Here is a 25,566-nt window from a genome sequence, read left to right as displayed (position 1 = left end):
TCATCGACTCCCGTCGGAGCCCGTCCAGTCGGCAGGGATGCGGGCGAGCCGCACGCGCTGCGGGTGGTCGCCGACGTCCACGGAGGCCACACGTCGGCCGGTGGCGAAGTCGATCGCGGTCACCCGGTCGGTGCCGCTCTCGGAGATGACGCAGGACCGTCCGTCGCCGCTCACGGTCGCCCAGTACGGCTTGGACGCCTCGACCAGCGGGCCCTCCTGGAGGGTGGCCCGGTCTACCACGGTGGCGTAGTCGTCCATCGTTCCCGCGACGCAGAGCTTGCTGCCGTCGGGACTCATCGAAAGGCCGTGGTGGCGCGAGTCGTTGACCCAGGTCGTGCGGTCGGGGTCGGTCTTCGGGTTGCCGGGGAGGACCTTGGCCCGGGTGATGCGGTCGGTGGTGATGTCGTACTCCAGGAGGCCGTTGTAGAAAGAGACCTGGAGGTAGAGCTTCTTCTCGTCCGGGGTGAAGGCGACGGGCCGGACGGCGTCGGAGAGGTCGCCGCGGCCGAAGGCGTCGAGCCGCTCGCGCATGTCGATGACGCGGACGGTCCTGAAGGTCGTGGCGTCGACGACCGTGATGCGACGGTCGCCCTTGGTCCAGTCGAGCCATGGGGCGTCGAGGGCGGTGGTGACCTCACCGATGGACATGTTCCACAGGAGCCCGTCGGAGGTGAAGACGTTCTCGTGGGGCTTGTCGCCCGTCTTGAAGGAGCCGATCTCGCGCCCGGTGCCGATGTCGAGGACGTGCACGGTGTTGGCGGTGGAAGCGGAGACCGCGACCCGGGCGCCGTCGGGCGAGACGGCCATGTGATCGGCGCGGTAACCGGCCACGGGAAAACGCCAGTTGATCCGGCCGGTGCGCAGGTCGAGGGAGACGACGTCGGCGAAGCTCGGCCGGGAGACGACCATGGACGAGCCGTCGGGGGTCGCGTACATGTCGTCGACGAACTGGTCGTGCCCCTCCCCCGGGCCGCTGCGGACTCCGAGGAAGAACGCGAGCTTGATGGGGTTCAGATAGATCTCGCGGAGGCGTTCCTCCTTGTCGGGGATGACGTTCACGCGGCCGATGCGGTGGAAGTCGCCCCGGGCGGCGATGACGTCGGCCGTTCCGTCCCAGTTGTTGCCGACGAACATCGCCTCGCGGAGTCCGGCGGACGCCGGCGCCTCGGTGGCGCCCGGTCCGGGGACGGCCGAACCGGTGCCGCCGGCCGTGGCGACGAGGGCGACGGCCACGGCGAGGGCGGCAGCGAGGCGTCGGGGGCGGGTGGACGACGTACGGGGAGAGGGCATGCGGGGGTCCTTCTTCCGGCTCGATGGGCTGACGTCGGGGGTGACTGCGGACATGACTTCAGGCGTGGATCAAGACGTGACGTGCGGCGTGACTTCAGGCATGACTTCAGGCGTGACTTCAGGCGTGACTTCAGGCGTGACTTCAGGCGTGACTTCAGGCGTGACTTACCCGAAGTAACCATGTACATGACAGGCCTCGCAAGTCCCTGTCGCCCCCTCGTCCCGCTCCGGCGCCCGGTAGGAGATCATGGACTCCGGAACCCAGAAGGGACGGAACGGACGATGAGGCACCGCAGTGTCGCCGACCTGATGACGCCGACCGCGGTCGCGGTACAGCCAGGGACGTCGTTCAAGGAGATCGCGCGGCTCCTCGACGAGTACGGCATCACCGCCGTCCCGGTGGTCGACGACGAGAACCGGCCCGTGGGCGTGGTCTCCGAGGCCGACCTCCTGCGACGGCACACCGCGAAGGACGGGCCGAGCACCGCGGAGGCCATGATGTCGAGCCCCGTCGTGACGGCCAGGCCCTCCTGGACGGCCGTCGAGGCGGCCCGCCTCATGGAACGGCACCGGGTGAAGCGACTGCCGGTCGTCGACGCGGACGGGAAGCTCATCGGGGTGCTGAGCCGGAGCGACCTGCTCCAGCTGTTCCTGCGGAGGGACCGGTCGATCCAGGAGGAGATCCGCGAGGACGTGGTCGTCCGCATCCTCCGCCTCTCCCCCTCCGCCGTCCACATCGACGTCGACGAGGGCCGGGTGACGCTGAGCGGCACACTCGACCGCGCGGGGATCGGCCCGATCCTCGTCCGGCTGTGCGAGACGGTGGACGGAGTGGTGGAGGTCGAGGACCGGCTGACGTACGAGGACCAGGGCGGCGCCGAGGGCGGGGAGGACCGGTCGGCGTAGGGGCGGTCGAGGGCCCGGCCCGGGGGGACGAGCCCTCGACCGCCCGGCGCACGGGGGCGCGAGACGCCCCGGCCTGGGGAGACCGGCCCGCGCGAGTCCGGCCTGGGGAGACGAGCCCGCGCGATCCCGGCCCGGGAGACGAGCCCGGCGCGGAAGACGGGCCCGGCGCGGGAGAACGGCGAGAGCCCGGCCCGGGAGGAGAACCGCGGGAGCCCGGCGCCAGGCCTGTCAGGGCGCAGTTACACCCCCGGGCCCGGCGCTTCGCTCGCGTGCCGCCGGGTCCTCACCCCGCAGACGCCCGCGGGCCGGTCAGGAGACCGCCTCCGGCCAGCCGTATCCGGGTCCGGTGCGCTGGGGTACGGTCCCGGCGCCCACCGCCTCCATCTCCCGGTTGGCCTCGCGCATGAGCTTGCCGGCCAGGTCCTTCATCGCCCGGCTCGCCGCGAGCTCGTCACCGATCGCCGGAACGTCGACGTCCGACGGGTTGCAGCGGGCGGAACCGTGACCCGTGAGGGTCGAGTTGCCGGTCAGGAGCCGGGCCTCGGCCTTGGTCCTGCCGTCGTCCTCGACCAGCTCCACGCCGACGGTCCACTCCAGAGTGCGGCTCATGATCTGCCTCCTCGCACAGCCGGCCTCGCGCGACCGAGGCGCGGCCCCTTCCGATACCTCCAGGATCCATCGGCGCGCGCCGCGCGGCACGCCGCGACGGGGGCGGTCACGGATCCTGAACGCCTCCGCACGCTCGGTGGCCGGTCAGCCGCGGGTACGGGGGCGGCGAGGACCGCCGTACACGGGCCGTCGAGGGACCCGGAGGTCCGCGGCGTACGCTGCTCGGTTCCTGGGCCTGGCCCTACTCCGGACTCGCAGGCGGCACCCCGGACGCCCTACGGCGCCCGGAAGAGGCGGGGGAAGCGCGGGGCCAGCCAGGGCTTCCGGCCCCATCCGAGGGCCTTGCCGCAGGCGATCACGGGCCAGGGGTCGATCCGGCCCAGGCCGAGGAGGAGGAAGGCGACCGGCTCGGTGAGGATGGTGCAGTCCGGGCGGGCGGGCGGCTCGTGGGTGGTCTCCACGGCGCCGTCCGTGACGAGGACGCCGAAGCTCGGACCACTCCGGAGCCGTACCGCGAAGCGGGCCGTCAGGCCGTCGACGGCGGCCGGGTCGGTGACCCGGGGCATCGCCTCGATCATGAACGGCAGCGTGAGGTCGACCCGCCGCGCGTCCAGCATGTGGGGGCGGCCGACGGCCCGGGCCAGGTCGTAGCCGTGACCGAGCATGTGCGTCAGCAGGTACGAGCCGAGGACGGCCGGGCGCATGGCGCCGAGCGGGGTGGAGAGGAGATCCTCCGGGTCGCGGTCCTCCACGGAGGCGAGGAAGGCCTCGGCCTGGGCGGTGATCATCTCGGCGAGTGGACCGGGTGCCCGCTCCCCGAATCCGGCGAGCGCGCGTTCGTTGGCGGCGGCGAGGCTCCCGGGGGTGCCGTCGCCGTAGGGGCGGTCGTGTCCGGCGGCCAGGTCGGCCATGAGGGCGTTGGCCTGCGCCAGGTGGGCGGCGGCCTCGCCCAGGGTCCAGGTGGACCGGGGCACGGGCAGTCCGGCGCCGGCCTTGCCGGGCGCGGCGCGCAGCACCGTGGCGATGTCCTCGGCCGTCCCCCGTATCGCCTGCGCGAGCCCCTCGGGCAGCACCCCGACCGCACCCACTCGTTCCACCGTCACTCCGCACCCCTCCCGACCCGGCGGCCCCACGTGGAGCGCCGGTTGGTCAGGGACCGTACCAGTGAGTAGCTCCATCGGCACCGGTCGCGTCCGCCGTACGCCGACGTCGGCCATGGACGTATCAGAGCTCGTGAAGGAGAACCACCGTCCCGTCCCGTCCGGTTTCGAGCCGGGCGGGCACCCGCGTCGTCGGGTGCGCCGTGCTTCGCACGGAGGCCGGGCGTCGCCGACGCCTGTGGGCCGGCCGTCCCCCGACGGCCGGCCCACGACACCCCGCGCGGGCTACAGACCGACGTCCCGGGCCCTGAGGTCCTCCAGCGTCTCCCTGCGCACCAGGAGTCGCGCGTGGCCGTCGCGCACGGCAACCACCGGCGGGCGGCCCACGAGGTTGTACGAGGAGGCCATCGAGAGGTGGTACGCGCCGGCCACCGGTACCGCGAGGAGGTCGCCCGGGTGCGTGTCCGCGGGCAGCGACACGTCCTCGGCCAGGAGGTCGCCGGCCTCGCAGTGGCGGCCGACGACCGTCACGCTCTCGCTGTCGGCCGGCGAGTGACGGCCGATCAGGCGCGGGGCGTAGCGCACCCCGTACAGCGCGGGTCGCGGGTTGTCGCTCATCCCGCCGTCCACCGCCACGAAAGTCCGTCCGGGTGTGCGCTTGACCGCGAGGACCCGGTAGACGGCGACTCCGGCCGGTCCGGAGACCGCGCGGCCCGGTTCGACGACGAGGCGCGGGACGCGGAGGCCGGCGGCCGCGCAGCTGTCGGCCAGTTCGGCGCGGACCCTGCGGGCCAGCGCGGTGACGTCGAGGGCGGGCTCGCCGGGGCGGTACGCGATGCCGTGGCCGCCGCCGAGGTCGAGCTCCGACAGGGCGAACCCATGGGTGTCACGCACCCTGGCCATGAGGCCGACGAGGCGCCGCACGGCCACGAGATACGGCTTGACGTCCGTGATCTGTGAACCCAGGTGGCAGTGGATTCCGGTGAGTTCGAGCTGCGGCTGGTCGAGTATGCGGGCGATCGCGTGCTGGGCGTGGCCGTCCCGGAGGGAGAGCCCGAACTTCTGGTCGTCGGAGCCCGTGCGGATCTTCTCGTGGCCGCCCGCGCTGATCCCGGGCGTGACACGGACCATGACCCTCTGACGTCCCCCGGGCCCGACCGCGGCGGCGATGCGCGCGATCTCGGCGGGGGTGTCGATGACGATCCGGCCCACGCCGAGGCGCAGTGCGGTGCCGAGGTCCTGCGGCGACTTGGCGTTGCCGTGGAACAGGATCCGGTCGGCCGGGAAGCCGGTGGTGACGGCGAGCTCCAGCTCACCGGCGGAGCACACGTCCAGGCCGAGTCCCTCCTCCTCCACCCAGCGGGCGAGGGCGCGGCACAGAAAGGCCTTGGCCGCGTAGTGGATGTCGGCGTCCGGGAAGGCGCTGCGGTAGGTGCGGCAGCGTTCGCGTACCTCGTTCTCGTCCAGGACGTACACGGGCGTGCCGTGGCTCTCGGCGATCTCGGCGAGGGCCACGCCGCCGACGAGGAGGCCGCCGTGGGGCTGCTCGGAGGTGGACGCGGGCCAGACGGAGAGCGAGTCGGGGGTGGTTCCGGGGCCGGAGGCGGGCCGGGTGTCGAGCGTGGTCATCTCCGGGTCTCCCGTCAGCTCGCGAGCGCGGTCAGAGGCCGCCGCAGCGGCTCGGGCAGGGGTACGGAGGCGGTGGCGGGCCGCGGAGCCGTCAGCACCGGATCGATCCTCAGCTCGCGGACGTCCAGCGGCTCCGTCAGTGCCCGCAGCGCCGGTTCCGACAGCGGGATCCAGGGCTGGTCGGCGCCCAGAACGGCCCTCAGCCGCGCCGGGTCGGTGAACGCGACGGCGGTCCTGCCGCCGACCGGCGTGCGGAACAGACGGGTCACGAAGCCGCAGCCTCCCGGCCGGACGGGCACGCAGAGGCGTCCGGCCGGGAACGGTTCCCCAGGCTCCGGGTCGTCTCCGTACAGGGCGTGTGCCATGGGTTCCTCCCGAGAAGCGGAACACGGTCCCCGGCACGGTCGCGCCGGGGTGTCTTCGACGCTATGCCCGGTGATCACCTGGCCCTGGTCCGCCCTGACGCGCCCCTGACGCGCGGAGGCCGCATGCATACGCCCCACTGACGTGCGCGCGCTCCTGCGGCCCCGCCGGCCCCACGACCGACGCCCGGCCCGGCGCCTGCTCGAGCCGACCGATCTGCCCGTGGACGGCATCGCGACGGAGGTCGGCCTCGCCACGGGGACCTCACTGCGCCGGCACCTGCGTGCCGCCATCGGGGTCACTCCGCTCGGCTGTCGGCGTACCTTCCGCGGCACGCGCCGCGGAGGCCGAGCCGGTGAACGTCTGAGCCTTTCCGCAGGCCAGGGGCATGGGCGTATTCCCGTGGACCCATCGGAGTTCCCATGGCAGCCATTGGATTCCGCATTGGAAAGGTCTCCGGGACGGGGCTACGTTCGAGGACATCGCCACACCGACGGTCCCCGCACCGGGGCGCCGGGTGGGCGATCACCGCCCTTCGGGCCGGAACCAGGCCCGCACCTCCCGGGAGAACCCTCATGCCCAAGATCCTTTTCGTGTTGACCGGCACCGACTTCTGGACCCTGGCCGACGGTACGAAGCACCCGACCGGCTTCTGGGCCGAGGAGGCGGCCGCGCCGTACGAGGCGTTCACGGCCGCCGGGTACGAGGTCGTCGTCGCCACCCCCGGCGGTGTCGTCCCGACCGTCGACAAGAGCAGCCTCGCGCCTGAGTTCAACGGCGGCCAGGAGGGTGCGGACAAGGTCGCCGCCGCCGTCGACTCGCTCACCGAGCTCCGGCACCCGCTCCGCCTCGAGGACGTGGACCTGGCCGACTACGCGGCCGTCTTCTACCCGGGCGGCCACGGCCCCATGGAGGACCTCGCGGTCGACGCGGTCTCGGGCCGGCTGCTGATCGACGCCCTGGATTCCGGCAAGCCGCTGGCCGTCGTCTGCCACGGCCCGGCCGCGCTGCTCGCCGCCACGAAGGACGACGGCACCAACGCCTTCGCCGGCTACAAGGTCGCCGCGTTCACCAACGACGAGGAGACCCAGTCCGGTTTCGCCGACAAGGCGAAGTGGCTCCTGGAGACCCGCCTGGTCGAGGCCGGCATCGACGTCCAGGTCGGCGAGCCGTGGGTGCCGAAGGTCGTCGTCGACCGCAACCTCATCACCGGCCAGAACCCGGCCTCGGCCGCCCCGCTCGCGGACCGGGTCCTGAAGGAACTGGGCTGATACGACGCCCCGGCGGCCCGAGCGGCCCCGGCGGCCGGACGCCCCGCACCCCCTGAGGGTGCGGGGCGTTCCCGTCATAGGAATACCAGTAGGCTTCCCGTGTGAGGCATACGGATCCTGATGGCCCGGTGGGCGTCCCCCGCACCGCGACGGCGCCTCCCGGCGGCAGCGCGGGACCGGCGGACCTGAATCTGCTGCGTACGTTCCTGGCCGTCTACCGCTCCGGCTCGTTCACCGCGGCCGCGGGGCTCCTCGGCCTCTCTCAACCCACGGTGACGACCCAGATCCGCTCCCTGGAGCGACAGACAGGCCGAGAGCTGTTCGAACGGCTGCCGCGCGGGGTCGCCCCGACCGCGGTCGCCCACGACCTCGCGGCCCGCGTCGCCGCTCCCCTCGACGCGCTCGCCGCCGCGACCGGCCATGACACCGAACCCCACGAGCGGGCCGCCCCCGTCCACCTGGCGGGCCCCGCCGAACTGCTCTGCACCCGCGTCCTGCCGGCCCTGGCACCCCTGGCGGCCGAAGGGGTGAGGCTCCGGATCACGCCGGGCCTCACCGAACCCCTCCTCGACGAACTCCGGGCCGGACGCCATGACTTGGTGATCGCGACCTTTCGTCCGCGGGGGCGCGCGCTGACCTCCGTACCGCTGATGGACGAGGAGTTCGTGCTGGTCGCCGCCCCCACGTGGGCCCATCTCGTCGGCGAGCGGGCGGCGCGGGAGGGCCCGGCGGCCCTGCACGCCGTCCCGCTGATCAGCTACGCCGAGGACCTGCCGATAGCCCGTCGCTACTGGCGCCACGTCTTCGGCAGCCGGCTCTCCCGCACCGCCGCCGTCACCGTCCCCGACCTGCGCGGCGTCCTCGCGGCGGTCACCGCAGGCGCGGGCTTCACGGTCCTGCCCCGCTACCTCTGCGAGGCCGAACTGACGTCGGGCGCCCTCGTGCCCCTGCACCACCCGGACGACCCGCCCATCAACACCGCTTACCTCGTCCAACGCCCCGGTCGCCCCGCCAACTCCGACGTCACCCGCGTCCGGGACCTCCTGACGGAGGCCGGCCGCACCTGGTGACGTCACGTCAGGAACCGGGCCGCCGCTCCTGACGGGCGGAGGTGGAGCGCGTACGACCGCTCAGGACCCGGTCCCGGTGGACGCCGTCTCCGCGGACGCGGTCCCGGCGGTCGACGCCGCAGCCGCGATCGCCGCCGCGCGCCGCCAGGCGGCCTCCCGGAGAAGGCGCAGGCCGTTGAGGCCGACCAGGACCGTGGAGCCCTCGTGGCCGAGGACACCGAGGGGCAGCGGCAGGGTGCCGACGAGGTCCCAGAGCACCAGGCCGGTGATGAACACTCCCGCGATGACGAGGTTCTGCGCGACCAGACCGCGGGCGCGGCGGGAGAGCGCGACGACCGTGGGGACGGTGGCGAGTTCGTCGCGGACGATCACCGCGTCCGCCGTCTCCAGGGCGAGGTCGGAGCCCGCGCGGCCCATTGCGATGCCGGTGTGGGCTGCGGCGAGCGCGGGCGCGTCGTTGACGCCGTCCCCGATCACCAGGACCTTGCGTCCGGCCCTCTCACGCTCCTGGACGGCGGCGACCTTGTCCTGGGGCAGGAGTCCGGCGCGTACGTCGGTGATGCCGACGTCGGCGGCGAGGCGGGCGGCGGCGCGCGGATTGTCCCCGGTGAGCAGTGTCGGCGTGGAGCCGGTCAGCCCGGTGAGGGCGGCGACGGTGGCGGCGGCGTCCGGGCGCAGCCGGTCCGCGATGCCGAGGACGCCGACGGGCACGCCGTCGACCTTGACCAGGACTGCGGTGTGTCCGTCCGCCTCCAGTGCGGCCGCGAGGCCCGCGGCCACGGTGGCCGCGCGGGCGGTGCGGGGCGCGTCGTCCGTGCGGCCGTCCTCGGCCCCGGGGAGGAGCCGGGCGGGGGCACCGACCTCGACCCGCTCGCCGCCGACGGTGGCGGTGACGCCGACACCGGGGGTGGAGCCGAAGTCCTCGGCGGGCAGGAGTCGATGGCCACGGGCGTGGGCGGCGAGGACGACCGCGCGGGCCAGTGGGTGTTCGCTGGGATGTTCGGCGGCCGCCGCCAGGGCGAGCAGCCGGCCCTCGTCCACGGCGCGCTCGCCGGGAACGGGGCGGACGGCCGTGACCCGTGGGGTCCCCTCGGTCAGCGTGCCCGTCTTGTCGAGGGCCACGGCGTCGACCTGCCCGAGCCGCTCCATGACGACGGCGGACTTCACGAGGACGCCGTGCCGGCCGGCGTTGGCGAGGGCGGAGAGCAGCGGTGGCATGGTGGCGAGTACCACGGCGCACGGCGAGGCGACGATCATGAAGGTCATCGCGCGCAGCAGGGCGTCGGTCGGCCCGGCGCCGAACGCGAGCGGCACGAAGAACACCGCGAGGGTGGCCACGACCATGCCGAGCGAGTACCGTTGTTCGATCTTCTCGATGAAGAGCTGCGTCGGGGCCTTGGTCCCGGAGGCCTCCTCGACCATCCGTACGATGCGGGCGATCACCGAATCGGAGGCGTCCCGCTCGACCTCGACGCGGAGCGCGCCGGTGCCGTTGAGGGTGCCTGCGAAGACCTCGTCGCCGTTCTCCTTGACCACCGGTAGGGGCTCTCCCGTGATGGTGGCCTGGTCGACCTCGCTCGCTCCTTCGAGGACCCGGCCGTCGGCCCCGATCCGCTCCCCCGGGCGGATCACGACGACGTCCCCGACCACGAGGTCGGCGGTGGCGATCGTCTCCTCGGCTCCGTCGTCGAGGAGCCGGGTCGCGGTGGCGGGGGCGAGGTCGAGCAGCCCGCGCACCGAGTCGGCGGTCCGGGCGGTGGCGACCGCCTCCAGCGCTCCCGAGGTCGCGAAGATGACGATCAGGAGCGCTCCGTCGAGGACCTGCCCGATGGCGGCGGCGCCGAGGGCGGCGACCACCATGAGCAGGTCGACGTCCAGGGTCTTGTCCCTGAGAGCCTTCAGTCCCTCCCATGCCGGTTCCCAGCCGCCGGCGAGGTAGGTGGCGGCGAAGAGCGGCCCCCACGTCCACGCCGGAGCACCGAGCAGGTCCAGGGGAAGCGCGATGAGGAACAGCACCAGGGCGGCCAGCGCCCAGCGGGCCTCCGGCAGTGCCAGGACGCGGGTGCGGCGTGCGGCCGGGGGTCCGACGGGGGGCCGTGCGGGCTTGGTCAGGGTGGAGGCCATGACAGAGGGAGTCCTTCACGGGAGGCGTCGTACGCCGCCACCGTACAGGAATACTTGAACATCCATTCATGTGTTCATTCCGTAGGATGGCACCCATGGGCCACGGAGTGAACGCACCGGACAGCAGCGCGGCACCGCGCACCCGTCTGACCCCCGAGAACGCCCAGCAGGTCGCCACCACACTCCAGGCGCTGTCCACCCCGTCGCGCCTGCTGATCCTGGCCCGTCTGCGCGAAGGACCGTGCGCGGCGACCGAACTGGCGGCGGCCGTGGGCATGGAACAGTCCGCCTGCTCCCACCAGTTGCGCCTGCTGCGCAACCTCGGCCTCGTCACCGGCACCCGCGAGGGCCGTTCCGTCGTCTACGCCCTCCACGACGACCACGTCGCGGGCCTTCTCGACCAGGCGCTCCACCACGTGGAGCACCTCCGCCTCGGCGTGACCGACGCGGCGCCGGCGACGCGCTGACGGTCAGCCATCCGCCGGAGCGGGGGCAGTCAGCAGATCGTGCCGCGGCGGAGCGCAGTGGCCTTCAGGAGGTCACGCACCAGAGCGAAGTCGATCCGCTCGGGCGTCCTGAACCGCAGACACCCCTTGCCCATGTCCTGCGCCGCGAGCCGCTCCGCGAAGGCATCACGGACGTCACCGCGCAGGAGGTAGAAGGAGATGTACCGCTTCTGGCTGGCGAAGGCGATCTCGGCGCTGCCGTCCCGCTCGTAGACCGGCATGCCGTACGCCATCGACTCCGTGAAGCCGGCCAGCTCCTCCCGGCACAGCTCCCGCAGCCGCCGCAGCGCCTCCTGCCGGGCGGCGGGCACCTCGTCCAGGTATCCGTCGACGTCTTCAGCGTTGCTCTGGACCATACGACGAGCCTACCGACGCCCCTCGACGTATGAACATCACGTTGCCGCCGAGGCCCTGGCCGACCGGCCTGCGGACCGGGCCGGTACTGTCCGGACGGCGACGGCGGAACGGGGAGCCCGGTGGACTGGACGGTGTGGGCGGGCCTGATCGCCGGGCTGCTGATCGCGGTGGTGACCGCGCCGGTCGGCGTGTCCGGGGCGGTGTTCCTCCTCCCGGTGCATCTGAGCGTCTTCGGCGTACCGAACCCGGCGGTCACCCCCACGAACCTCCTGTACAACGTGGTGGCCGGACCCGGCGCCCTGTGGCGCTACCGCCGCGACGGCACGCTGCGCGGCCCTCTGACCCGGCGCCTGATCGCCGGCACCCTGCCGGGAGTCGTCCTCGGTGCCGCGATCCGCGTCTACGCCCTCCCCGGCCCGGGGATCTTCCAGTCGCTGGTCGCGCTCCTCCTGTTGCCCCTCGGACTCTGGCTGTGCGCCCGCACGCTCGCCCCCGCACGCACCCCGGCCCCCGCCGTTCCGCCGGCGGAACCGCGCCCGGCCGTGCTCACCACGCTGGCCGTGGCGGTGGGGGTGTTCGGCGGGATCTACGGCATCGGCGGCGGCTCGCTGCTCGGGCCGATCCTGGTCGCACGCGGCCTGCCGATGAGCCGGGTGGCGCCGGCCGCGCTCGCCGCCACGTTCGCGACCTCCCTCGTCGGTGCGGCCGCGTTCGTGGTGCTGTCCCTGACCAGCTCCGGTGACGTCGCCCCCGACTGGTGGCTCGGCCTGGCGTGCGGCCTCGGCGGACTGGTCGGCGGCTATCTCGGCGCCCGCCTCCAGCCCCGCCTGCCCGAGAGGGCCCTGCGGCTGCTGCTCGGCGTGCTCGCCGCCGCGATCGGCGCCTTCTACGCCGCACGGACCGTCGGATCCTTCTGAGGGGTGCGGCGACCCCGACGGATCCGACAGGATCTTCCGCACCGGCGTCGGCCGACCGCCGTCGCCACAGGTGTCACGACACCCCGACGGCGCCCGCACGAGGTGCGGGCGCCGTCGACAGCGGGTCGCCGTCAGGGGGAGACAAGCTCGCCGGAGCGGTCCGAGGGCTCAGCCCCGGACGATGTTCTCCGCCTGCGGACCCTTCTGGCCCTGGGTGATGTCGAACGTCACGGCCTCGCCCTCGGTCAGCTCGCGGTATCCGTTGCCCGAGATGTTGGAGTAGTGGGCGAAGACGTCCGGTCCGCCGCCGTCCTGGGCGATGAAGCCGAAGCCCTTCTCGGAGTTGAACCACTTCACGGTGCCGCTGGCCATGCTCGTCCTTCTGGTCAGTCCAGCGACGGTCCGGGGTGGGACCGTCGCGGTGCCCTTCCACGGGCGCCACTCCGGTCTTCCCCCGACACATCCCCACCTACACCCACCGATCCGATCTTGTTACATCGAACGGGTGACACCCGTGGCCCTCACCAGCATCCATTGCAACTCGTCGTTGCACTCACCTGCCAGGCCATCGCATCAGTTTCCGTCCATAGAGCAGGGATTCGACTCCTCGCTCGATTGACGGCGTTTCGAACGCAACGCAGCTTTCACGAGACGTCAAACACGTCACGCTCAAGATGAGGGCACGCCATGAGGGCGGAGGACCATGAGTCCGTCCTCCAGGGTCGCCACCATGGCGAAGGGGAAGCGGTCGAGTTCAAGACAGAGGGCGACATCGTCGGGGTGGGCTCCTCGGCGCACGCCCTCCTTCAGCTCGGTGGCGGCGCGCGACGCGCCGGCCCGGCGAAGGAACTCGGCCGCGTCCGTCGCTGGCTCCGTCGCCCTCCGGGCGATGTACTGCGCGCACGCCAGGTCTTCGTCGGCCCGGCCGTCCTCGCCGGTGACCACGAACGTGACATCGTCGCCGCCGCGCGACCGCAGGACCCGGGCCGTCGCCTCCGCCACCACGAAGCCCGCGCACAGCACCAGCGACGCCTCCTTGACGGCGAGGGCGCCGACCGTCCCGGCCGTGGTCTTCTGCACGACGGTCCGCCCGCCGAGGTCGACGGACCGCAGCAACGCCGGTGAGTTGACGGCGTCGAAGCCGGGCGCGGGCGGGCCGTCCTTGAGCGCCACCCAGTCGGGGTGGCGGGCCTTGAGCGCCAGGGCGTCGTCCGGCGACTCGGCGAGAACGATCTTCTCCGCACCCCGCGCGAAGGCCCAGGCGGCCACCGTGTAGGCACGCATGACGTCGATCACGACCGCCACGGACGGGGGTTCGGCGAGCTCGGCGATACCGAGGAAACGAGCGTCCATCCGGTCATGATCACGCATGCCCGACGCGGAACGACCCGACAGTGGCACGCATCACGTCGTCCGGCTCACCCCGAGCGGGCACCTGCCGCGCCTGCGGAAGGAGTCGGTCACGGTCGCAGACCGCGGACCGCCGACATACGGTATGCGTGGTCCGCCCCGCCCCGCCCGGCCCGTACGTACGCCGCAGCCGCAGTCCGACGCCACGGCGCAGGAACCCCGACGCGATAAGAGGAGTCCGCGATGGGAATGTACGAGGATGTCTTCCGCGCCAGCACGGAAGACCCCGAGTCCTTCTGGCTCGACGCCGCCGAGGGCATCGACTGGGACGTCGTTCCGCGACGCGCCCTGGACTCCTCGGGTGCTCCCTTCTACCGCTGGTTCCCGGACGGACGGCTCAACGTCTGCTTCAACGCGCTCGACCGGCACGTCGACGCCGGCCGGGGCGACCAGCCCGCGCTCGTCTACGACTCCCCCGTCACCGGCACCCGGCGCACCTACAGCTACGCCCGGCTGAGGGACGAGGTCGCGGTATTCGCCGGGGCGCTCGCCCGGCTCGGCGTGGAGCGGGGCGACCGGGTGGTGATCTACATGCCGATGGTTCCGGAGGCCGCCGTCGCGATGCTGGCCTGCGCGCGCATCGGCGCGGTCCACTCGGTCGTCTTCGGCGGGTTCGCCCCGCGCGAGCTCGCCCTCCGCATCGACGACGCCGCTCCCAAGGTGGTCGTCTCCGCCTCCTGCGGCATCGAGGGCAAGCGTGTCATCGCGTACAAGCCGCTCCTCGACGAGGCGCTCGAACTCGCCGCCCACAAACCCGAGAAGAGCGTGGTCCTGCAACGGCCACAGGCGCCGGCGGACCTGGGACCCGACGACCTCGACTGGGCCGACCTGGTGGCCGCCGCACCGCCGGCCGAGTGCGTTCCCGTCTCCGCGAACGACCCCCTGTACATCCTCTACACCTCCGGAACCACCGGAAAGCCCAAGGGTGTGGTGCGTGACTGCGGCGGCTACGCGGTCGCCCTGCACTGGTCGATGGGCGCCGTGTACGACATCGGTCCGGGCGAGACGATGTTCACCGGATCCGACGTCGGCTGGGTCGTCGGCCACTCGTACATCGTCTACGGGCCGCTGCTGGTCGGCGCCACGACGGTCCTGTACGAGGGCAAGCCGGTCGGCACCCCGGACGCGGGTCAGTTCTGGCGCGTCGCGGCCGAGTCCGGCGTCAAGACCATGTTCACGGCGCCCACGGCGTTCCGGGCCATCCGCAAGGAGGACCCGGAGGGAACACTCGCGGCGCACCACGACCTCTCCGCCCTGCGTTACCTGTTCCTCGCCGGCGAGCGCCTCGACCCGGAGACCTATCGCTGGGCGAGCGCTCTCCTGGACGTCCCGGTGATCGACCACTGGTGGCAGACCGAGACCGGCTGGCCGATCGTCGCCAATCCGGTGGGGATCGAAGCCGCTCCCGTCAAACCCGGCTCCCCCACGCGCCCGCTGCCCGGCTGGGACGTCCGCGTCCTCGACGCCTCGGGCCGGCCGGCCCCGGAGGGCGTCGACGGCGCGATCGTGGTCAGACTGCCTCTGCCGCCGGGAGCGCTCCCGACGCTCTGGAACGACGACGAACGCTACATCGCCTCCTACCTGTCGGCCTTCGACGGCTACTACCTCACGGGCGACAGCGGGCACATCGACGACGACGGCTACGTCTTCGTCATGGGCCGCACCGACGACGTCATCAACGTCGCCGGACACCGGCTGTCCACCGGCAGCATGGAGGAGGCCCTGGCCGCCCACCCCGACGTCGCCGAGTGCGCGGTCATCGGCGTCGCCGACCCCCTCAAGGGGCAGGTGCCGCGGGGCTTCGTCGTCCTGAAGGCCGGCGCTGCGCGCGAGCCCGGCGAGGTCGAGGCCGAGCTCGTCCAGCTCGTACGCGACCGCATCGGCGCCGTCGCCTCCCTCAAGGACGTGGCGGTCGTGGCCGCTCTGCCCAAGACCCGCTCGGGAAAGATCCTCCGCAAGACGATGCGCGGCATCGCCGACGGCCGCGACGAACCCATCCCCTCCACCGTCGACGACGCGAACGTCATCGACGCGCTGCGCCCCGTCCTCCGGAGCACCGGTGACAGCGGCAGCAACACGTGAAGGGGGGCCCAGCCGTTGTCGGACCCCCCGTCGGGACGGCCGGCCTTGCCGGCCTCCCTGTCCGCTGTGCACGACCGCGCGCCGCAGACCCTGCTTCACCGGCACGTCAGGCCTGCGGCGCCCCGGCCGCGCGCTTCGTCGCTCACCGTCGCCGGGCGGGGCGGCGCGGCGGATCGGTCACCTCACCGGTTGACGATCTTGCGGACGTTCTCGATGTCCCCGCAGTCCGACGCCAGTTGCTTCGCGCGCTCCTCACGGAACGCGGCGGCCAGCTCGGCCCGTCGCTCGTCGGGAACGTTCTCCCTGGCGCCGTTCAGGATCGTCCGTTCCTCCTCGTCGAGGTGGTGGGAGACCGCCTGCACCAGGTCTTCCAGCCGGGAGTCCCACGCGTCGGAGCCGACGTCCTCGACCTCCAGCAGACCGAGGAGCGCTTCGTTCCCCTCGGCGTGCTCCGCCGTGCCGTGCTCCACTTCCTCGTCGTCGATGTCGCGGAAGCGCTTGAGCGCTCCGTAGACCTCGGACTCCTCCGCCTCTCCGTGCGCGATGAGCAGCGCGGAGAACTCCTTCAGCGCGGCGGCACGGTCGGACTCGACGCTCCGCATACGACGGAACAGGTCCTCCATGGTGCGGTGATCCTTGAGGATGGCCGCGACGACGTCCTGGTCTTCCCTGCTGCCGTGACTCACCGTAGTCCTCCCTCGACGGTTGCGGTCGCCCCTGCCCGGCGTAGGCACCGTGGACCGGGGCGGTTCGTTCCGCGGGTACCCCCGGTCGGGCGGGTCAATCCCTCTCGGCGGGGCGGTGAGGCTACGCCGCTGCGGGCCGCGAGCGCGGGGCGATCCGGATGGGGCCGACGACCGTCAGCGGGGTTCCCAGGCTTTCGCACAGGCGGCGGGCGCGGGCGAGCACGCTGAGCGAGGCAGGGGAGGGGTCGTGGGTGGGCAGCTGTATGCGGACATGCCGCGGACCGTGGGTGGCGAGGAGCGTCTCGATGTGCAGGATGACTGCCGCACGGCCGGTGACATCGAGATCGCGCAGGAGGGTCACGTGCAGGACACGATCCTCGAAGACATGGCTGATGAGCATGAACCCTCCTGCCACACGTCGGTCCCCCTCTGCCCCGGTCCTCTGTCGGCGAGAGGAGGCGAGGGGTGGTGGACCCAGTATCCGACAACCGGTCCGCAGCGGCGCGCGGGACGCCCGAGGACCGGGCTCCCCCGGTCGGGAAGCGCTGTCCCGACCGGGTGGAGCCCTCGGGACAGCGCCGTCCCGACCGGGTGGAGGCCCTCGGGACAGCGCCGTCCCGACCGGGTGGAGGCCTCGGGACAGCGCCGTCCCGACCGGGTGGAGGCCCTCGGGACAGCGCCGTCCCGACCGGGTGGAGGCCCTCGGGACAGCGGTTTCCCGACGGTGGCGGTACGGGAACGGGAGGGGACGAGAGGGGTTCGCCCGCGGTTTCGGCGCACTGCCTCCGGGCAGCCGCCCGGGGAGGGCACCCGTCGCAGCGAAGGGGGTGTGGGCCATGTCCACAGGAACGATCCTGGCCCTGGTCGTTCCGGCCGCGGTGCTGGTCGTCCTGATCGTGTCGTCGTTCGCGCTGGACCGTCGCCTTCGGCACCGACCGCGCGAGCCCTTCGGCCCGGAGAAACGGCACGACTCTCACGAAACCCACCCCCTGCCGGACCACGTGCGGGATCGCTACGTGCGGGAATGGCAGGGCGTGCAGAAGCAGTTCGTCGATCGGCCGGAGGCGGCGGTCCACGACGCGGACCGGCTGGTGACCGTCCTCATGCGGGAGCGCGGATACCCCACGGAGGACTTCGAGCACCGGGGAGGCGATCTGTCCGCGGAACACGGCCACGCTCTGGAGCGCTACCAGGAGGCCCACGAGATCGACCTGCTCGCCGCCACGCACCGGGCCACCCCCGAGCAGCTGCGGGGAGCGATGGTCCACTACCGAGCCCTCTTCGACGCCCTCCTCTCCGGCGGAGACCAGGCCGGCCCCTGAGGCACGAGCGCCGGGTCGTGGTGACCGGACTCCTGCCATGTTTACGGGACACGAAAACGGCTAACCGCAATACAGCGAACGGTGTCGCAGGAGAACGAGCACCTCACGGCGAAGGGCCCACCGGGCCGGCCGCGGCCCGTTACGCACGCGGCTCACCTCAGAGAGCGAGGCACACCATGATCCTCCTCGGAGTCATTCTGCTCGTCATCGGACTCATCGCCGGCATCTCGATCCTGTGGACCATCGGGATCGTGCTGGTCGTCATCGGCGCCATCCTGTGGATCCTCGGAGCCGTAGGACATGCGGTGGGAGGCCGACGCCACTACTACTGACGACGTTCCTCCTCGGCACTCACGAACCGGCCCGGATCCCCGGCCGAGGTGACCCGCGGGTACGGACTCACACCGGGTCCGGCAAGTCCCTGAGCGCGAGTTCGGCCGGGTCGATCACAGCGGCGGACCCGGTGACGCGGCCGTCGGTCCGCCCAAGGTGAGGAGAGAGCGGGGTGCCGTCTTCGCTCCGGGCGAGGACGCCGGGGCGGCCGTCGACGGCCGCCCCGGCGTCCTTGTGCCGCGGCGCATCGCGCTGATCACTCCTCAACCGGCTCGACCGCGCCGTCAAGGAACCGGCCGGCCAGACCTGGGGCGAGTTCGCCGTGGACCCTGCCCACCGGCCGCGCGGTGGTGATCGAGCTCTTCCTCGTCCTACCGTGGAGAGAGCAGCGAATCCCTGGAGCGCGCCATGCTCGACTTTCCGAGCGCCGAAGGTGGGCCGATGACGCCGGGCGCGGCTCGGGCGGCGGACAGCTGATGGGCGCCCGTTCCGCTGGGCGTCGCTCTCCGTGGGAGCGGATACGAAGCGTCATCCGCCGACTGCGCGCCGGACACCGGTGGGGGCCGGTCAGCGAACTCGATCTGTGGCAGCGTTCGCTGGGGTTCGCGGCGCTCGGATTCCTCACCCTGATACCGCTGCTGATCGTCGTGTCCGCGGCCGGGGCCGGCAGCGGCAAGGGGTTCGCGCAGTGGCTCGGCGACGCACTGGGGGTCTCGGCACCCGCCAGGATGGAGATCGAGCAGCTGTTCGCGCTGCCGGGCCAGGTGCGGCGGACCGCGACGGCGTTCGGCCTCGCCCTGCTCGCCGTGTTCGGGCTCTCGTTCGGGACCGTGGCGCAGAGCGGCTACGAGAAGGTCTGGGACCTGCCCCCGGCCCGCTGGCGGGCCAGATGGCGGCATGTGCTGTGGCTGGCCGTCCTCCTGGGGGTCCTCTATCTGTTCGCCGTCGCCGCCTTCTGGCGCCAGGGGCCGGCCGCGGGCGTCGTCACGACATTGACCGGCATCCTGTTCTTCTGGTGGTCGCAGCGGCTGTTGCTCGGGGGCCGGATCGCGTGGACGGCCCTGCTGCCCGGTGCGGTGGCCACCGTGCTCGGGCTGCTGGGGCTCAGGGTGTTCTCCCGGCTCGTCTTCTCTCCGTTGATCGCGTCGAGCGCCGTCAGCTACGGGCCGTTCGGAGCGTTTCTGGTCATCGAGACCTGGCTCGTCGCGGTGGGCGTGGTCGTGTTCGGCGGTGCGCTCGTCGGCCGCCTGTTCCACGACGAGCTGCCCCGGCTGACGCGCACGCCGAAACGGCGGAAGTGACCCCGGTGGGCGATCGAGGCATGGGTTGCCGGGGCCGGGGCAGGCGGAGCACAGGCGGGCACACCACCCGCCGCGCACGGAGCACGAAGCACGGAAAGGGAGGACGGCGGAGAACCGCACGCCGTCTTCTGCCTACCGGAGGAGTTGTTTTCGCGTGACCAAGCACATCTGGAGCTACAAGTCGACCACGGGCCACCTGGCCGGGACCGATCTGACCGGCTACAAGGTCGAGGCGACCAACGGCAGTATCGGGAAGGTGGACAAGCACTCCGACGAGGTCGATGACGCCTATCTGGTCGTGGACACCGGTCCCTGGATCTTCGGTAAGGAGGTCCTGCTGCCGGCCGGCACCGTCGTCCGCATCGACGTGGACGAGCGGACGATCTTCGTCGACGGGTCCAAGGAGCAGATCAAGGACGCTCCCGAGTTCCACCGCGACACCCACCTGGACGACCCCGCGTACCGTCACGAGCTGGGCGCGTACTACTTGCCGGGCGGCCCCTTCGGCAACCGCCTGGTCTGAACCCCCGCGCGACCGAGGGCCCGAACTCGACGAGTTCGGGCCCTCGGTCGTCTGCGTGTGGCAATGCACATTCGCCACGAGACTCAACCGATCTCTCCGAAAAGACAGTTGAAGGAATTTGGCTTGCCATGTGCATGACGTAGCGGGGTACGGGCGCATACCGTCGGAACGCCTCGGAGGCTCGGCGATCCGACCGCCCCAGGTCGACCGGTACCAGCGCCGCTCCTCCCGCACTCCCGGTTCCGCCGGGTCCCGGTCCCCCACGAGTCAAGGAGCAGCATGTCGCTCTACACATGGCTGAAGACGGCCACCGTCGGCGTCGCCGTCGTCCTCGCCACGGCGTCGGCCACCACGGCGAACGCCGCACCCATCCCGACGGAGGAACGGCCGGCCGCGGCAAGCGCGTCGGCGGCGGTGGTGACACTTCGATACGACGACAGCCGGGCCGGAGGCTGGGAGGCGGCCATCGCCGCCGGCGTCGCCTCGTGGAACGCGAACGTCGACAACGTGAAGCTGGTCGAGGCCGCCCCGGGCACCCGGGCGGAGATCGTGATCGTGGCGACCACCGGCTGGCCTCAGGCCACGCTCGGGCCCGTCCGTCCCGGCAGGCAGGTCCGGGTCGAACTCGGGAGTCAGGCCGTGGCCCAGGGGTACGACAAGACCCGTATCGCCGCCCATGAACTCGGCCACAGCCTGGGCCTTCCGGACACGAAGCCCGGCCCGTGCTCGCAGCTGATGTCGGGATCGAGCGCCGGTACGGCGTGCGTGAACGCGACCCCCAACGCGACCGAACAGGCCCGGGTCGAGTCCGCCTACGCCGGCGGTGCCGCATCGCTCATCGCCACTGACGGCCGAACCCTGGTGGACGCCCCGTAAGCCGGTAGGCCCGTGAACGGCCCGCCTCCTCTCCTCTACGCTTCACCACGCGGAGAAGAGAGTGCGGGCCGTTGCCATGTCCACTTCTGTGGACGCTACGGGTTCGTTTCCCAGAGTCGAATGGCGGTCACGGTATGGCGTACGCAACTGAGCTGTCGGAAGCCCGGATCGAGGATGCGAGCAACGTCCTGGTGGCGCCTTCGACGGCGCGGGACCACGACATGGTCCGGGACTTCTTCGGGTCCACGATCACACCTGAGGACCTTGCCTCCGGCGCACTCGACCTCACGCGGAAGACGGTCTACGTGTACGGCGACGCGTCCGGTATCAGCGCCGACCGACTGCGCTCGGCGGAGCGGGTGTTCGTCGTCAGGGAGCCCTCGCAGGGCAACCTCGGGGACGTGCCCGCTCCTTGGCCCCTCGTCGGCCAAGGACGAGTACCCGTCCGCGTCCACGGCGCCGGCGTGTACTACCGCCGCTTCTTCGACCTCGACGCCGATCACTTCGGGCGGATCGTCGCGGAGCACGCCTTCCAGTCCCTGACGGAGTCCACCAAGCCCGGAACCGCCCATCGCAGCGGAATCTATCTGACGCCGGTGACACGAGACGGCGACGACCTGCGGTTCCGCCTGCTGCGGTGCTCCACGAATCTCTCGGGTCCGACCGAGAGCTTTCGCGCGACCGACACGGACATCGTCGACGCCCTGAACCGCGAGGCCGCCACCGTCTTCCGGAACCAGGCACCGCTCAATCACGTTCTCGCCCAGATCTACCGCAACTCCCTTGCCACGGCGGAGCGCAAGCAGTCCAAGGCCAGGATCTCGGCCCATGCCGACAAGACCAAGGACATGCCCGCCAACGGCATCATGGCCTTCTGCACGTTCTATGACCGGCTCGACACACTCCGGCCTCTGGCCGAGGACCCCTTCGACCACGGCGTGAAGGGCACCAGCGGGCTGACCAGACTCCACTTCCGCCTCAAGGAGCAGCACGAGGAACGCGACGGGGCGGCACGCGCGCTCCCCGCGCAGTTCACCGTGACCCTGTATCCCGGCTCCGTGTTCTTCATGCCGCTGTCCACCAACCGCCTGTACACGCACGAGATCCGGCCCTCGGCGTTGGACGCCGATTCGCTCCCGACGCGCCTGGGATACGTGGTGCGCTGTTCGAACACCGAAGCCGTTCACAGGAACGGCCACACGTTCCTCGAAAGGGCCGGAGACCTGGTGAAGCTGGAGCCACCCACAGCGGACGGGATGGACGCCCTGCGCAGGCTGTACGCCGAGGAGAACAGGACCTCGTCGTTCGTCGACTACGGCGACAGGTTCCTCTTCAGCATGAACACGGGAGACTACCGTGCGCCCCGCATCTAGGATTTCGGACGAGATCCTCTCGTTCGTCGTACCGGGCGAAGAGAACCTCTTCGCGGAGCTGTCCGCGTCGGCCCTCTTCGAAGACGTGGGAAAAGGCCGCCGAGGCACCACGCTCACCAGGGTCGACGATACGGATGGCGTGCCGCTCGTACGGACGACGACTCGATACGACAGCCCGACGCAGCGCTTCCGGGCGGTGCACGAACGGCTGGCCGAGCAGATCCGAGAACGTGCGGCGCTCCCGGTCGGCTTCAACAACGCTCTGATCGAGACCTACACGAACGCCTACACCACCATGGGCAGCCACTCCGATCAGGCGCTCGATCTGGCCGACGAGTCGTTCGTCGCCGTCTTCTCCTGCTACCGGAATCCCGAAGCGGGCCCGCCGAGAAAGCTGATCTTCGAATCGAAGGTGTCCGCCGGTGAGAGGTTCGAGGTCCCCCTCGCCCACCACAGTGTCATCGCGTTCTCTGTGGCCGCGAACCGGCGACTCAAGCACAAGATCGTTCTGGACAAGCCCGTCCCGGCGGTGGACAACCCATGGCTCGGAGTGACCTTTCGAACGTCCAAGACCCTGCTCCGGTTTCGCGGCGGACAGGCATACCTGCCGCAGGGTGAGCGCCTCACGTCGGCCGACGAGGAGCAGGCGCGCGAGTTCTACCGGCTGAGGCGCCGCGAGAACACCGAAACGGACTTCGTCTACCCGCCGCTGACGTTCACGGTCAGCGAGAGCGATCTGACGCCGCCCGTCTGAAGAACGGTGGAGCGGCGGGCGGTGCGTCTCGCGGCGTGTGGCCGCCGCGGGCACGGACGCGGGTCCCCTGGAGGTCTCACGTCCTGTCGTCGGCCACAGGGTACGGGACGAACGTGCTGGTGCTCTCATCCACGGCGAGCGGGCGGCGAGAGAGGCTCCGGGCGAGGGTCCTGTGCCGCGCGTGCAGGAGGGCGGGAAGCGTGGAGGCTTCCCCGCCCTCCTGCCATCAGTCCTTGCCCAACTCCTACGCGTACACGGTGAGCTCGCCTTCCTGGTCCCACGTCAGGTGCCGGATCTCCCAGATCAGCGCGGCCGTGTCGAGCACCTCGGGCGGGTGTTCCCGGCCGTCCGCCGACGGGCGGACGCCGGTCAGCTCGGCCAGGACGGCGACCGGCACTCCGAGGGTCGCGGCGAAGCCGTCCAGCATCTCCCCGTCGAGCGGCTTGGCGCCACGCCCCACCGCGCCGATCGTCGAAGCCGCTTTGCAGACACCGGACATCAGGCACATCGCCTTGGCCGTCCCCGACCAGTTCAGGTTACGGAGGGCCAGCATCCGCAGGAGGAGCGAGCCGAAGCCCGGTGGGTACTGTTCGTACGGACGGGGCTGCCAAGCGTGAGCGTGCCCGTCGGCGCGGTCAGGGAGCGCGCACGGGTGCGCAGCAGCCGACGACCGGACGAGGGCAGCGCGAGGGAGCGCGCCACCAGGGAGCTGGAGGCACCGGCCGTCTCGTCCATGAACCACGCGGTCTCGGGCGGGGGGATGTCCGCGACGAGCAGGAGGTCGTGGGCGCGCAGCCCGGTCCGCTGCGCGAGGCCACCGAGGAACTCCTCCGTGGGGGGCCACACGGCCGGCAGACCGACCGCGCCGGCCAGGCGCGCGAGCCGTACGTCGGGTTCGGGGTAGGGCAAGGTTTCCATGGCCACCACGGCTTCGGTCGAGGGCGTGTGTTCTGTGTTCTGTGTTCTGTGTTCTGTGTTCTGTGTTCTGTGTTCTGTGAATGGTGCTCGTTGGCGGTGCCGAGTGGCGACTCGCGGCACCAACACACACGCCCGGAGCGCGCGCACTGCGCGCTCCGGGCGGTGTGACGGACGGTGCGTTCCGCACGCGGTGCGGTTCAGTTCACGCTGACTGCCGCGACCGAGAACAGCAGCACGCCCGCGATGACGGCGAGGACCACCACGACAACCAGGGCCAAGACGGCCGCGATGGCCACCCAGCCCACGCGCTCGGCCTTTCGACTCCGGGCGATCTCCGCGCGAAGGTCATCGGACTCGTCGCTGTCGCCGAAATCCTCGTACATGTCATTCTCCCAACGGCTGCATCGGCAGGCGCTCCGACCAGCGAACAGTGAAGTGGACGTCTCGCATTCCGTTCGGGAACACCTTCCTGATCGCATCCGCGGCTGCCGCTGCGCCGGGCTCCTTGGCCCCGGACTCGTAGCCCTCGTCCGATACTCCGCGGGTGAACGACTCCTCCGACATCGTCTGCGTGAGCTCGTACTCGACCTTTCCCGTGCGGGTGAGCGGCTGGTAGTCCGAGACCGTCGCCTGCAGGTTGAACGAGCCGAGAATCGCTCGGGTCGCTCCTTCCCGGGCTGCGGGGTCCTTGGACCCGGAGAGGTAAGTGACGAAGTCGGCGAGTTCACCCACCATCATCACCTTCAGTTCGTCCTCTCCGTTCATTTTGGCTCCGGCCCTTGTCGTGTAGTCGAGCCCCTTGATCACCTGGCCGCTCTTCAGGCCCTTCCGTGACGTGAGGAACCTTCTCACCACGTCCATCCAGATGTGGTCCTTCACGCCGGCCGTGAACTGGTCCGACTCGTCGAAGCTGTACGCGTCCGGTGCCGAGCCCATGAAGAACATCGCGACGATCTGGGGAGCCGTCGGGTTCAGATGAAGCGATGCGTCACCGCCCGCACCGCTCCTGTACGCCGCCCTGGCGCGTCGGCCCAGTTCGGAGCTTCGAATGTAGTTGTCGTAGTTCTGCTTGAAGACCGTGCTGTTACGGCGGTTCTGATCCACGACCTTGTCGTAGTTCTTCCCCTTCTTGACGATGTCCGTGCCCTTGTTCTTGCACACGTACATCCCGTTGACGCATTCCTCCAGCGCTTCACCCGTGGGGTCGGCGAACGAGAACGGGTTGTTGGCGGCGTACCCGTATCCGTTCATCGTCTGGGGCTTGTCGGCCTCCAGGATGGGGTCCACGCTGACGAAGCGCCCGGTGGCCGGGTCGTATTCGCGGGCCCCTATGTGGACGAGTCCGGTGTCCGCCTCGTTCGTGCCTCCGACGAAGCCCTTGTCTCCGATCCACTTCGTGGGCTGGGTGCCGCGCGGGCCGCCGAAGAGGGTGGTCTTGCGGCGGGTGATCGCCTGGCCGGCGTCGTTGCTGATCTGGGTGGTGCCGGTGCCGTGGTGGTCGGCGAGCAGGAAGGTGAGCTTCCCTCCCTTGTACATGGCCGTGCCGCCGCCGTAGTACCGGGTGCCCGTGACCTTGCCGGCCTTGTCCTTGTGGAGCTCGTTGCCGCCGGGCAGGTACAGGGTCGTGCCGGTGGAGTCGCGGCGGATCAGCCGCTGTCCGGTCGTGTCGTAGAGGTAGCCGGTGGCGCCGGCGGCCGTCGTGACGGACTTGAGGCGGCCCTCGTCGTCCCAGGCGAGGTTCTGGAGATCGGCGTTGCCGATCTTCCGGGTCTCGGTGTTGCCGGCGGCGTCGTAGGTGTACGTCTCCGTGCGCGGGTCGGCGCCGGTCTGTGTCACCGACGGCAGG

The 25,566-nt window shown here is 71.3% G+C and carries 28 protein-coding genes and 1 pseudogene; 14 read left to right on the top strand and 15 right to left on the bottom strand.

Annotated elements, in window-relative coordinates; all coding sequences use genetic code 11:
• A complete protein-coding gene (locus IF00_RS0135815) occupies positions 1-1,290 on the bottom strand; it encodes a YncE family protein (RefSeq protein ID WP_030325475.1) in 1,290 nt (429 codons plus the stop codon).
• A gap of 282 nt (positions 1,291-1,572) precedes the next feature.
• On the opposite strand from IF00_RS0135815, the gene IF00_RS0135810 reads away from it, so the two are divergent.
• Entirely contained in the window at positions 1,573-2,196 is a 624-nt protein-coding gene (locus tag IF00_RS0135810; RefSeq protein ID WP_030325474.1) for a CBS domain-containing protein, read from the top strand.
• Between the two features lie 309 nt (positions 2,197-2,505).
• Here IF00_RS0135810 and IF00_RS0135805 read toward each other — a convergent pair whose 3' ends face one another.
• The 4 genes from IF00_RS0135805 to IF00_RS0135790 all read right to left on the bottom strand — a co-directional run bounded on the left by IF00_RS0135805 (position 2,506) and on the right by IF00_RS0135790 (position 5,899).
• On the bottom strand, positions 2,506-2,805 hold the full coding sequence (locus tag IF00_RS0135805) for a DUF1876 domain-containing protein (protein ID WP_030325472.1): 300 nt from the start codon (positions 2,803-2,805) through the stop codon (positions 2,506-2,508).
• Between the two features lie 275 nt (positions 2,806-3,080).
• Positions 3,081-3,902, bottom strand: a complete 822-nt coding sequence (locus IF00_RS0135800; protein ID WP_030325470.1) for a maleylpyruvate isomerase family mycothiol-dependent enzyme — start codon at positions 3,900-3,902, stop codon at positions 3,081-3,083.
• Between the two features lie 288 nt (positions 3,903-4,190).
• Entirely contained in the window at positions 4,191-5,534 is a 1,344-nt protein-coding gene (gene lysA, locus IF00_RS0135795) for a diaminopimelate decarboxylase (protein WP_030325468.1), read from the bottom strand.
• A 14-nt stretch (positions 5,535-5,548) separates the two neighbouring features.
• Positions 5,549-5,899: an SAV_915 family protein gene (locus IF00_RS0135790; RefSeq protein ID WP_051820786.1), complete on the bottom strand. Its 351-nt coding sequence runs from the start codon at positions 5,897-5,899 to the stop codon at positions 5,549-5,551.
• 187 nt (positions 5,900-6,086) lie between these two features.
• Between IF00_RS0135790 and IF00_RS47290 the strand changes: the two are divergent.
• From IF00_RS47290 to IF00_RS0135780, 3 genes and pseudogenes are all read left to right on the top strand, one after another.
• Positions 6,087-6,227: pseudogene (locus tag IF00_RS47290) on the top strand (AraC family transcriptional regulator); the annotation flags it as partial.
• Between the two features lie 245 nt (positions 6,228-6,472).
• On the top strand, positions 6,473-7,168 hold the full coding sequence (locus IF00_RS0135785) for a type 1 glutamine amidotransferase domain-containing protein (protein ID WP_030325465.1): 696 nt from the start codon (positions 6,473-6,475) through the stop codon (positions 7,166-7,168).
• A gap of 101 nt (positions 7,169-7,269) precedes the next feature.
• On the top strand, positions 7,270-8,238 hold the full coding sequence (locus IF00_RS0135780) for a LysR family transcriptional regulator (protein WP_030325463.1): 969 nt from the start codon (positions 7,270-7,272) through the stop codon (positions 8,236-8,238).
• 60 nt (positions 8,239-8,298) lie between these two features.
• On the opposite strand, the gene IF00_RS0135775 is transcribed toward IF00_RS0135780, so the two are convergent.
• Positions 8,299-10,362, bottom strand: a complete 2,064-nt coding sequence (locus IF00_RS0135775; protein WP_051820784.1) for a heavy metal translocating P-type ATPase — start codon at positions 10,360-10,362, stop codon at positions 8,299-8,301.
• A 95-nt stretch (positions 10,363-10,457) separates the two neighbouring features.
• On the opposite strand from IF00_RS0135775, the gene IF00_RS0135770 reads away from it, so the two are divergent.
• Entirely contained in the window at positions 10,458-10,829 is a 372-nt protein-coding gene (locus tag IF00_RS0135770; protein ID WP_030325460.1) for an ArsR/SmtB family transcription factor, read from the top strand.
• Positions 10,830-10,858: 29 nt separating this feature from the next.
• Here IF00_RS0135770 and IF00_RS0135765 read toward each other — a convergent pair whose 3' ends face one another.
• Positions 10,859-11,224, bottom strand: coding sequence for a DUF1801 domain-containing protein (locus tag IF00_RS0135765; RefSeq protein ID WP_030325458.1), 366 nt, complete (start codon positions 11,222-11,224; stop codon positions 10,859-10,861).
• A 120-nt stretch (positions 11,225-11,344) separates the two neighbouring features.
• Between IF00_RS0135765 and IF00_RS0135760 the strand changes: the two genes are divergently transcribed.
• Positions 11,345-12,142 (top strand): sulfite exporter TauE/SafE family protein, encoded by a 798-nt coding sequence (locus IF00_RS0135760; protein ID WP_030325456.1) that lies wholly within the window; start codon positions 11,345-11,347, stop codon positions 12,140-12,142.
• Between the two features lie 168 nt (positions 12,143-12,310).
• Here the strand turns inward: IF00_RS0135760 and IF00_RS0135755 are convergent, their stop codons facing one another.
• Positions 12,311-12,514 carry a cold-shock protein gene (locus IF00_RS0135755; RefSeq protein ID WP_030213732.1) on the bottom strand — a complete coding sequence of 68 codons (204 nt, stop codon included), beginning with the start codon at positions 12,512-12,514 and terminating at the stop codon, positions 12,311-12,313.
• A gap of 297 nt (positions 12,515-12,811) precedes the next feature.
• Positions 12,812-13,495, bottom strand: coding sequence for a 2-phosphosulfolactate phosphatase (locus tag IF00_RS0135750; RefSeq protein WP_030325455.1), 684 nt, complete (start codon positions 13,493-13,495; stop codon positions 12,812-12,814).
• A gap of 240 nt (positions 13,496-13,735) precedes the next feature.
• Here IF00_RS0135750 and IF00_RS0135745 point away from each other — a divergent pair, with 240 nt between their 5' ends.
• A complete protein-coding gene (locus IF00_RS0135745; RefSeq protein ID WP_030325453.1) occupies positions 13,736-15,634 on the top strand; it encodes a propionyl-CoA synthetase in 1,899 nt (632 codons plus the stop codon).
• Between the two features lie 182 nt (positions 15,635-15,816).
• Here IF00_RS0135745 and IF00_RS0135740 read toward each other — a convergent pair whose 3' ends face one another.
• Both IF00_RS0135740 and IF00_RS0135735 read right to left on the bottom strand, forming a co-directional pair.
• On the bottom strand, positions 15,817-16,320 hold the full coding sequence (locus IF00_RS0135740; RefSeq protein ID WP_030325451.1) for a hemerythrin domain-containing protein: 504 nt from the start codon (positions 16,318-16,320) through the stop codon (positions 15,817-15,819).
• 121 nt (positions 16,321-16,441) lie between these two features.
• Positions 16,442-16,720 carry a hypothetical protein gene (locus IF00_RS0135735; RefSeq protein WP_030325450.1) on the bottom strand — a complete coding sequence of 93 codons (279 nt, stop codon included), beginning with the start codon at positions 16,718-16,720 and terminating at the stop codon, positions 16,442-16,444.
• A gap of 436 nt (positions 16,721-17,156) precedes the next feature.
• On the opposite strand from IF00_RS0135735, the gene IF00_RS0135730 reads away from it, so the two are divergent.
• From IF00_RS0135730 to IF00_RS0135695, 7 genes are all read left to right on the top strand, one after another.
• On the top strand, positions 17,157-17,642 hold the full coding sequence (locus IF00_RS0135730) for a hypothetical protein (protein WP_030325448.1): 486 nt from the start codon (positions 17,157-17,159) through the stop codon (positions 17,640-17,642).
• Between the two features lie 176 nt (positions 17,643-17,818).
• Positions 17,819-17,974, top strand: a complete 156-nt coding sequence (locus IF00_RS46285; protein WP_167346903.1) for a DUF6131 family protein — start codon at positions 17,819-17,821, stop codon at positions 17,972-17,974.
• Between the two features lie 477 nt (positions 17,975-18,451).
• Entirely contained in the window at positions 18,452-19,276 is an 825-nt protein-coding gene (locus tag IF00_RS0135715; protein ID WP_030325445.1) for a YihY/virulence factor BrkB family protein, read from the top strand.
• Positions 19,277-19,430: 154 nt separating this feature from the next.
• Positions 19,431-19,799, top strand: a complete 369-nt coding sequence (locus IF00_RS0135710; RefSeq protein ID WP_030325443.1) for a PRC-barrel domain-containing protein — start codon at positions 19,431-19,433, stop codon at positions 19,797-19,799.
• 279 nt (positions 19,800-20,078) lie between these two features.
• Positions 20,079-20,675 (top strand): snapalysin family zinc-dependent metalloprotease, encoded by a 597-nt coding sequence (locus IF00_RS0135705; protein ID WP_030325442.1) that lies wholly within the window; start codon positions 20,079-20,081, stop codon positions 20,673-20,675.
• A 134-nt stretch (positions 20,676-20,809) separates the two neighbouring features.
• Positions 20,810-22,048, top strand: a complete 1,239-nt coding sequence (locus IF00_RS0135700) for a hypothetical protein (protein WP_030325440.1) — start codon at positions 20,810-20,812, stop codon at positions 22,046-22,048.
• Positions 22,032-22,802 carry a hypothetical protein gene (locus tag IF00_RS0135695; protein ID WP_030325438.1) on the top strand — a complete coding sequence of 257 codons (771 nt, stop codon included), beginning with the start codon at positions 22,032-22,034 and terminating at the stop codon, positions 22,800-22,802. Before IF00_RS0135700 ends, IF00_RS0135695 begins: the two co-directional genes overlap by 17 nt.
• Before the next feature lie 244 nt (positions 22,803-23,046).
• On the opposite strand, the gene IF00_RS41805 is transcribed toward IF00_RS0135695, so the two are convergent.
• From IF00_RS41805 to IF00_RS0135675, 4 genes are all read right to left on the bottom strand, one after another.
• Positions 23,047-23,355, bottom strand: a complete 309-nt coding sequence (locus IF00_RS41805) for a hypothetical protein (protein ID WP_158710559.1) — start codon at positions 23,353-23,355, stop codon at positions 23,047-23,049.
• Positions 23,334-23,720, bottom strand: coding sequence for a hypothetical protein (locus tag IF00_RS0135685; protein WP_030325436.1), 387 nt, complete (start codon positions 23,718-23,720; stop codon positions 23,334-23,336). Before IF00_RS0135685 ends, IF00_RS41805 begins: the two co-directional genes overlap by 22 nt.
• 197 nt (positions 23,721-23,917) lie before the next feature.
• Positions 23,918-24,103 (bottom strand): hypothetical protein, encoded by a 186-nt coding sequence (locus IF00_RS0135680; protein WP_030325434.1) that lies wholly within the window; start codon positions 24,101-24,103, stop codon positions 23,918-23,920.
• Position 24,104: 1 nt separating this feature from the next.
• Positions 24,105-25,566 (bottom strand): RHS repeat domain-containing protein (locus IF00_RS0135675; protein WP_030325432.1); only part of this gene is annotated, 1,462 nt, incomplete at its 5' end.

Source organism: Streptomyces flavochromogenes, from assembly GCF_000717595.1.
GTDB classification, from domain to species: Bacteria; Actinomycetota; Actinomycetes; order Streptomycetales; family Streptomycetaceae; genus Streptomyces; species Streptomyces flavochromogenes.
This window is presented reverse-complemented; position numbering and strand designations above follow the sequence as displayed.

Coding starts and splice junctions, on each gene's coding strand:
- IF00_RS0135815 (WP_030325475.1), bottom strand. CDS start 1,290: ATGCCCTCTCCCCGTACGTCGTCCACCCGCCCCCGACGCCTCGCTGCC.
- IF00_RS0135810 (WP_030325474.1), top strand. CDS start 1,573: ATGAGGCACCGCAGTGTCGCCGACCTGATGACGCCGACCGCGGTCGCG.
- IF00_RS0135805 (WP_030325472.1), bottom strand. CDS start 2,805: ATGAGCCGCACTCTGGAGTGGACCGTCGGCGTGGAGCTGGTCGAGGAC.
- lysA (WP_030325468.1), bottom strand. CDS start 5,534: ATGACCACGCTCGACACCCGGCCCGCCTCCGGCCCCGGAACCACCCCC.
- IF00_RS0135790 (WP_051820786.1), bottom strand. CDS start 5,899: ATGGCACACGCCCTGTACGGAGACGACCCGGAGCCTGGGGAACCGTTC.
- IF00_RS0135785 (WP_030325465.1), top strand. CDS start 6,473: ATGCCCAAGATCCTTTTCGTGTTGACCGGCACCGACTTCTGGACCCTG.
- IF00_RS0135775 (WP_051820784.1), bottom strand. CDS start 10,362: ATGGCCTCCACCCTGACCAAGCCCGCACGGCCCCCCGTCGGACCCCCG.
- IF00_RS0135770 (WP_030325460.1), top strand. CDS start 10,458: ATGGGCCACGGAGTGAACGCACCGGACAGCAGCGCGGCACCGCGCACC.
- IF00_RS0135765 (WP_030325458.1), bottom strand. CDS start 11,224: ATGGTCCAGAGCAACGCTGAAGACGTCGACGGATACCTGGACGAGGTG.
- IF00_RS0135755 (WP_030213732.1), bottom strand. CDS start 12,514: ATGGCCAGCGGCACCGTGAAGTGGTTCAACTCCGAGAAGGGCTTCGGC.
- IF00_RS0135750 (WP_030325455.1), bottom strand. CDS start 13,495: ATGGACGCTCGTTTCCTCGGTATCGCCGAGCTCGCCGAACCCCCGTCC.
- IF00_RS0135745 (WP_030325453.1), top strand. CDS start 13,736: ATGGGAATGTACGAGGATGTCTTCCGCGCCAGCACGGAAGACCCCGAG.
- IF00_RS0135735 (WP_030325450.1), bottom strand. CDS start 16,720: ATGCTCATCAGCCATGTCTTCGAGGATCGTGTCCTGCACGTGACCCTC.
- IF00_RS0135730 (WP_030325448.1), top strand. CDS start 17,157: ATGTCCACAGGAACGATCCTGGCCCTGGTCGTTCCGGCCGCGGTGCTG.
- IF00_RS46285 (WP_167346903.1), top strand. CDS start 17,819: ATGATCCTCCTCGGAGTCATTCTGCTCGTCATCGGACTCATCGCCGGC.
- IF00_RS0135715 (WP_030325445.1), top strand. CDS start 18,452: ATGGGCGCCCGTTCCGCTGGGCGTCGCTCTCCGTGGGAGCGGATACGA.
- IF00_RS0135705 (WP_030325442.1), top strand. CDS start 20,079: ATGTCGCTCTACACATGGCTGAAGACGGCCACCGTCGGCGTCGCCGTC.
- IF00_RS0135700 (WP_030325440.1), top strand. CDS start 20,810: ATGGCGTACGCAACTGAGCTGTCGGAAGCCCGGATCGAGGATGCGAGC.
- IF00_RS41805 (WP_158710559.1), bottom strand. CDS start 23,355: ATGCTGGCCCTCCGTAACCTGAACTGGTCGGGGACGGCCAAGGCGATG.
- IF00_RS0135685 (WP_030325436.1), bottom strand. CDS start 23,720: ATGGAAACCTTGCCCTACCCCGAACCCGACGTACGGCTCGCGCGCCTG.
- IF00_RS0135680 (WP_030325434.1), bottom strand. CDS start 24,103: ATGTACGAGGATTTCGGCGACAGCGACGAGTCCGATGACCTTCGCGCG.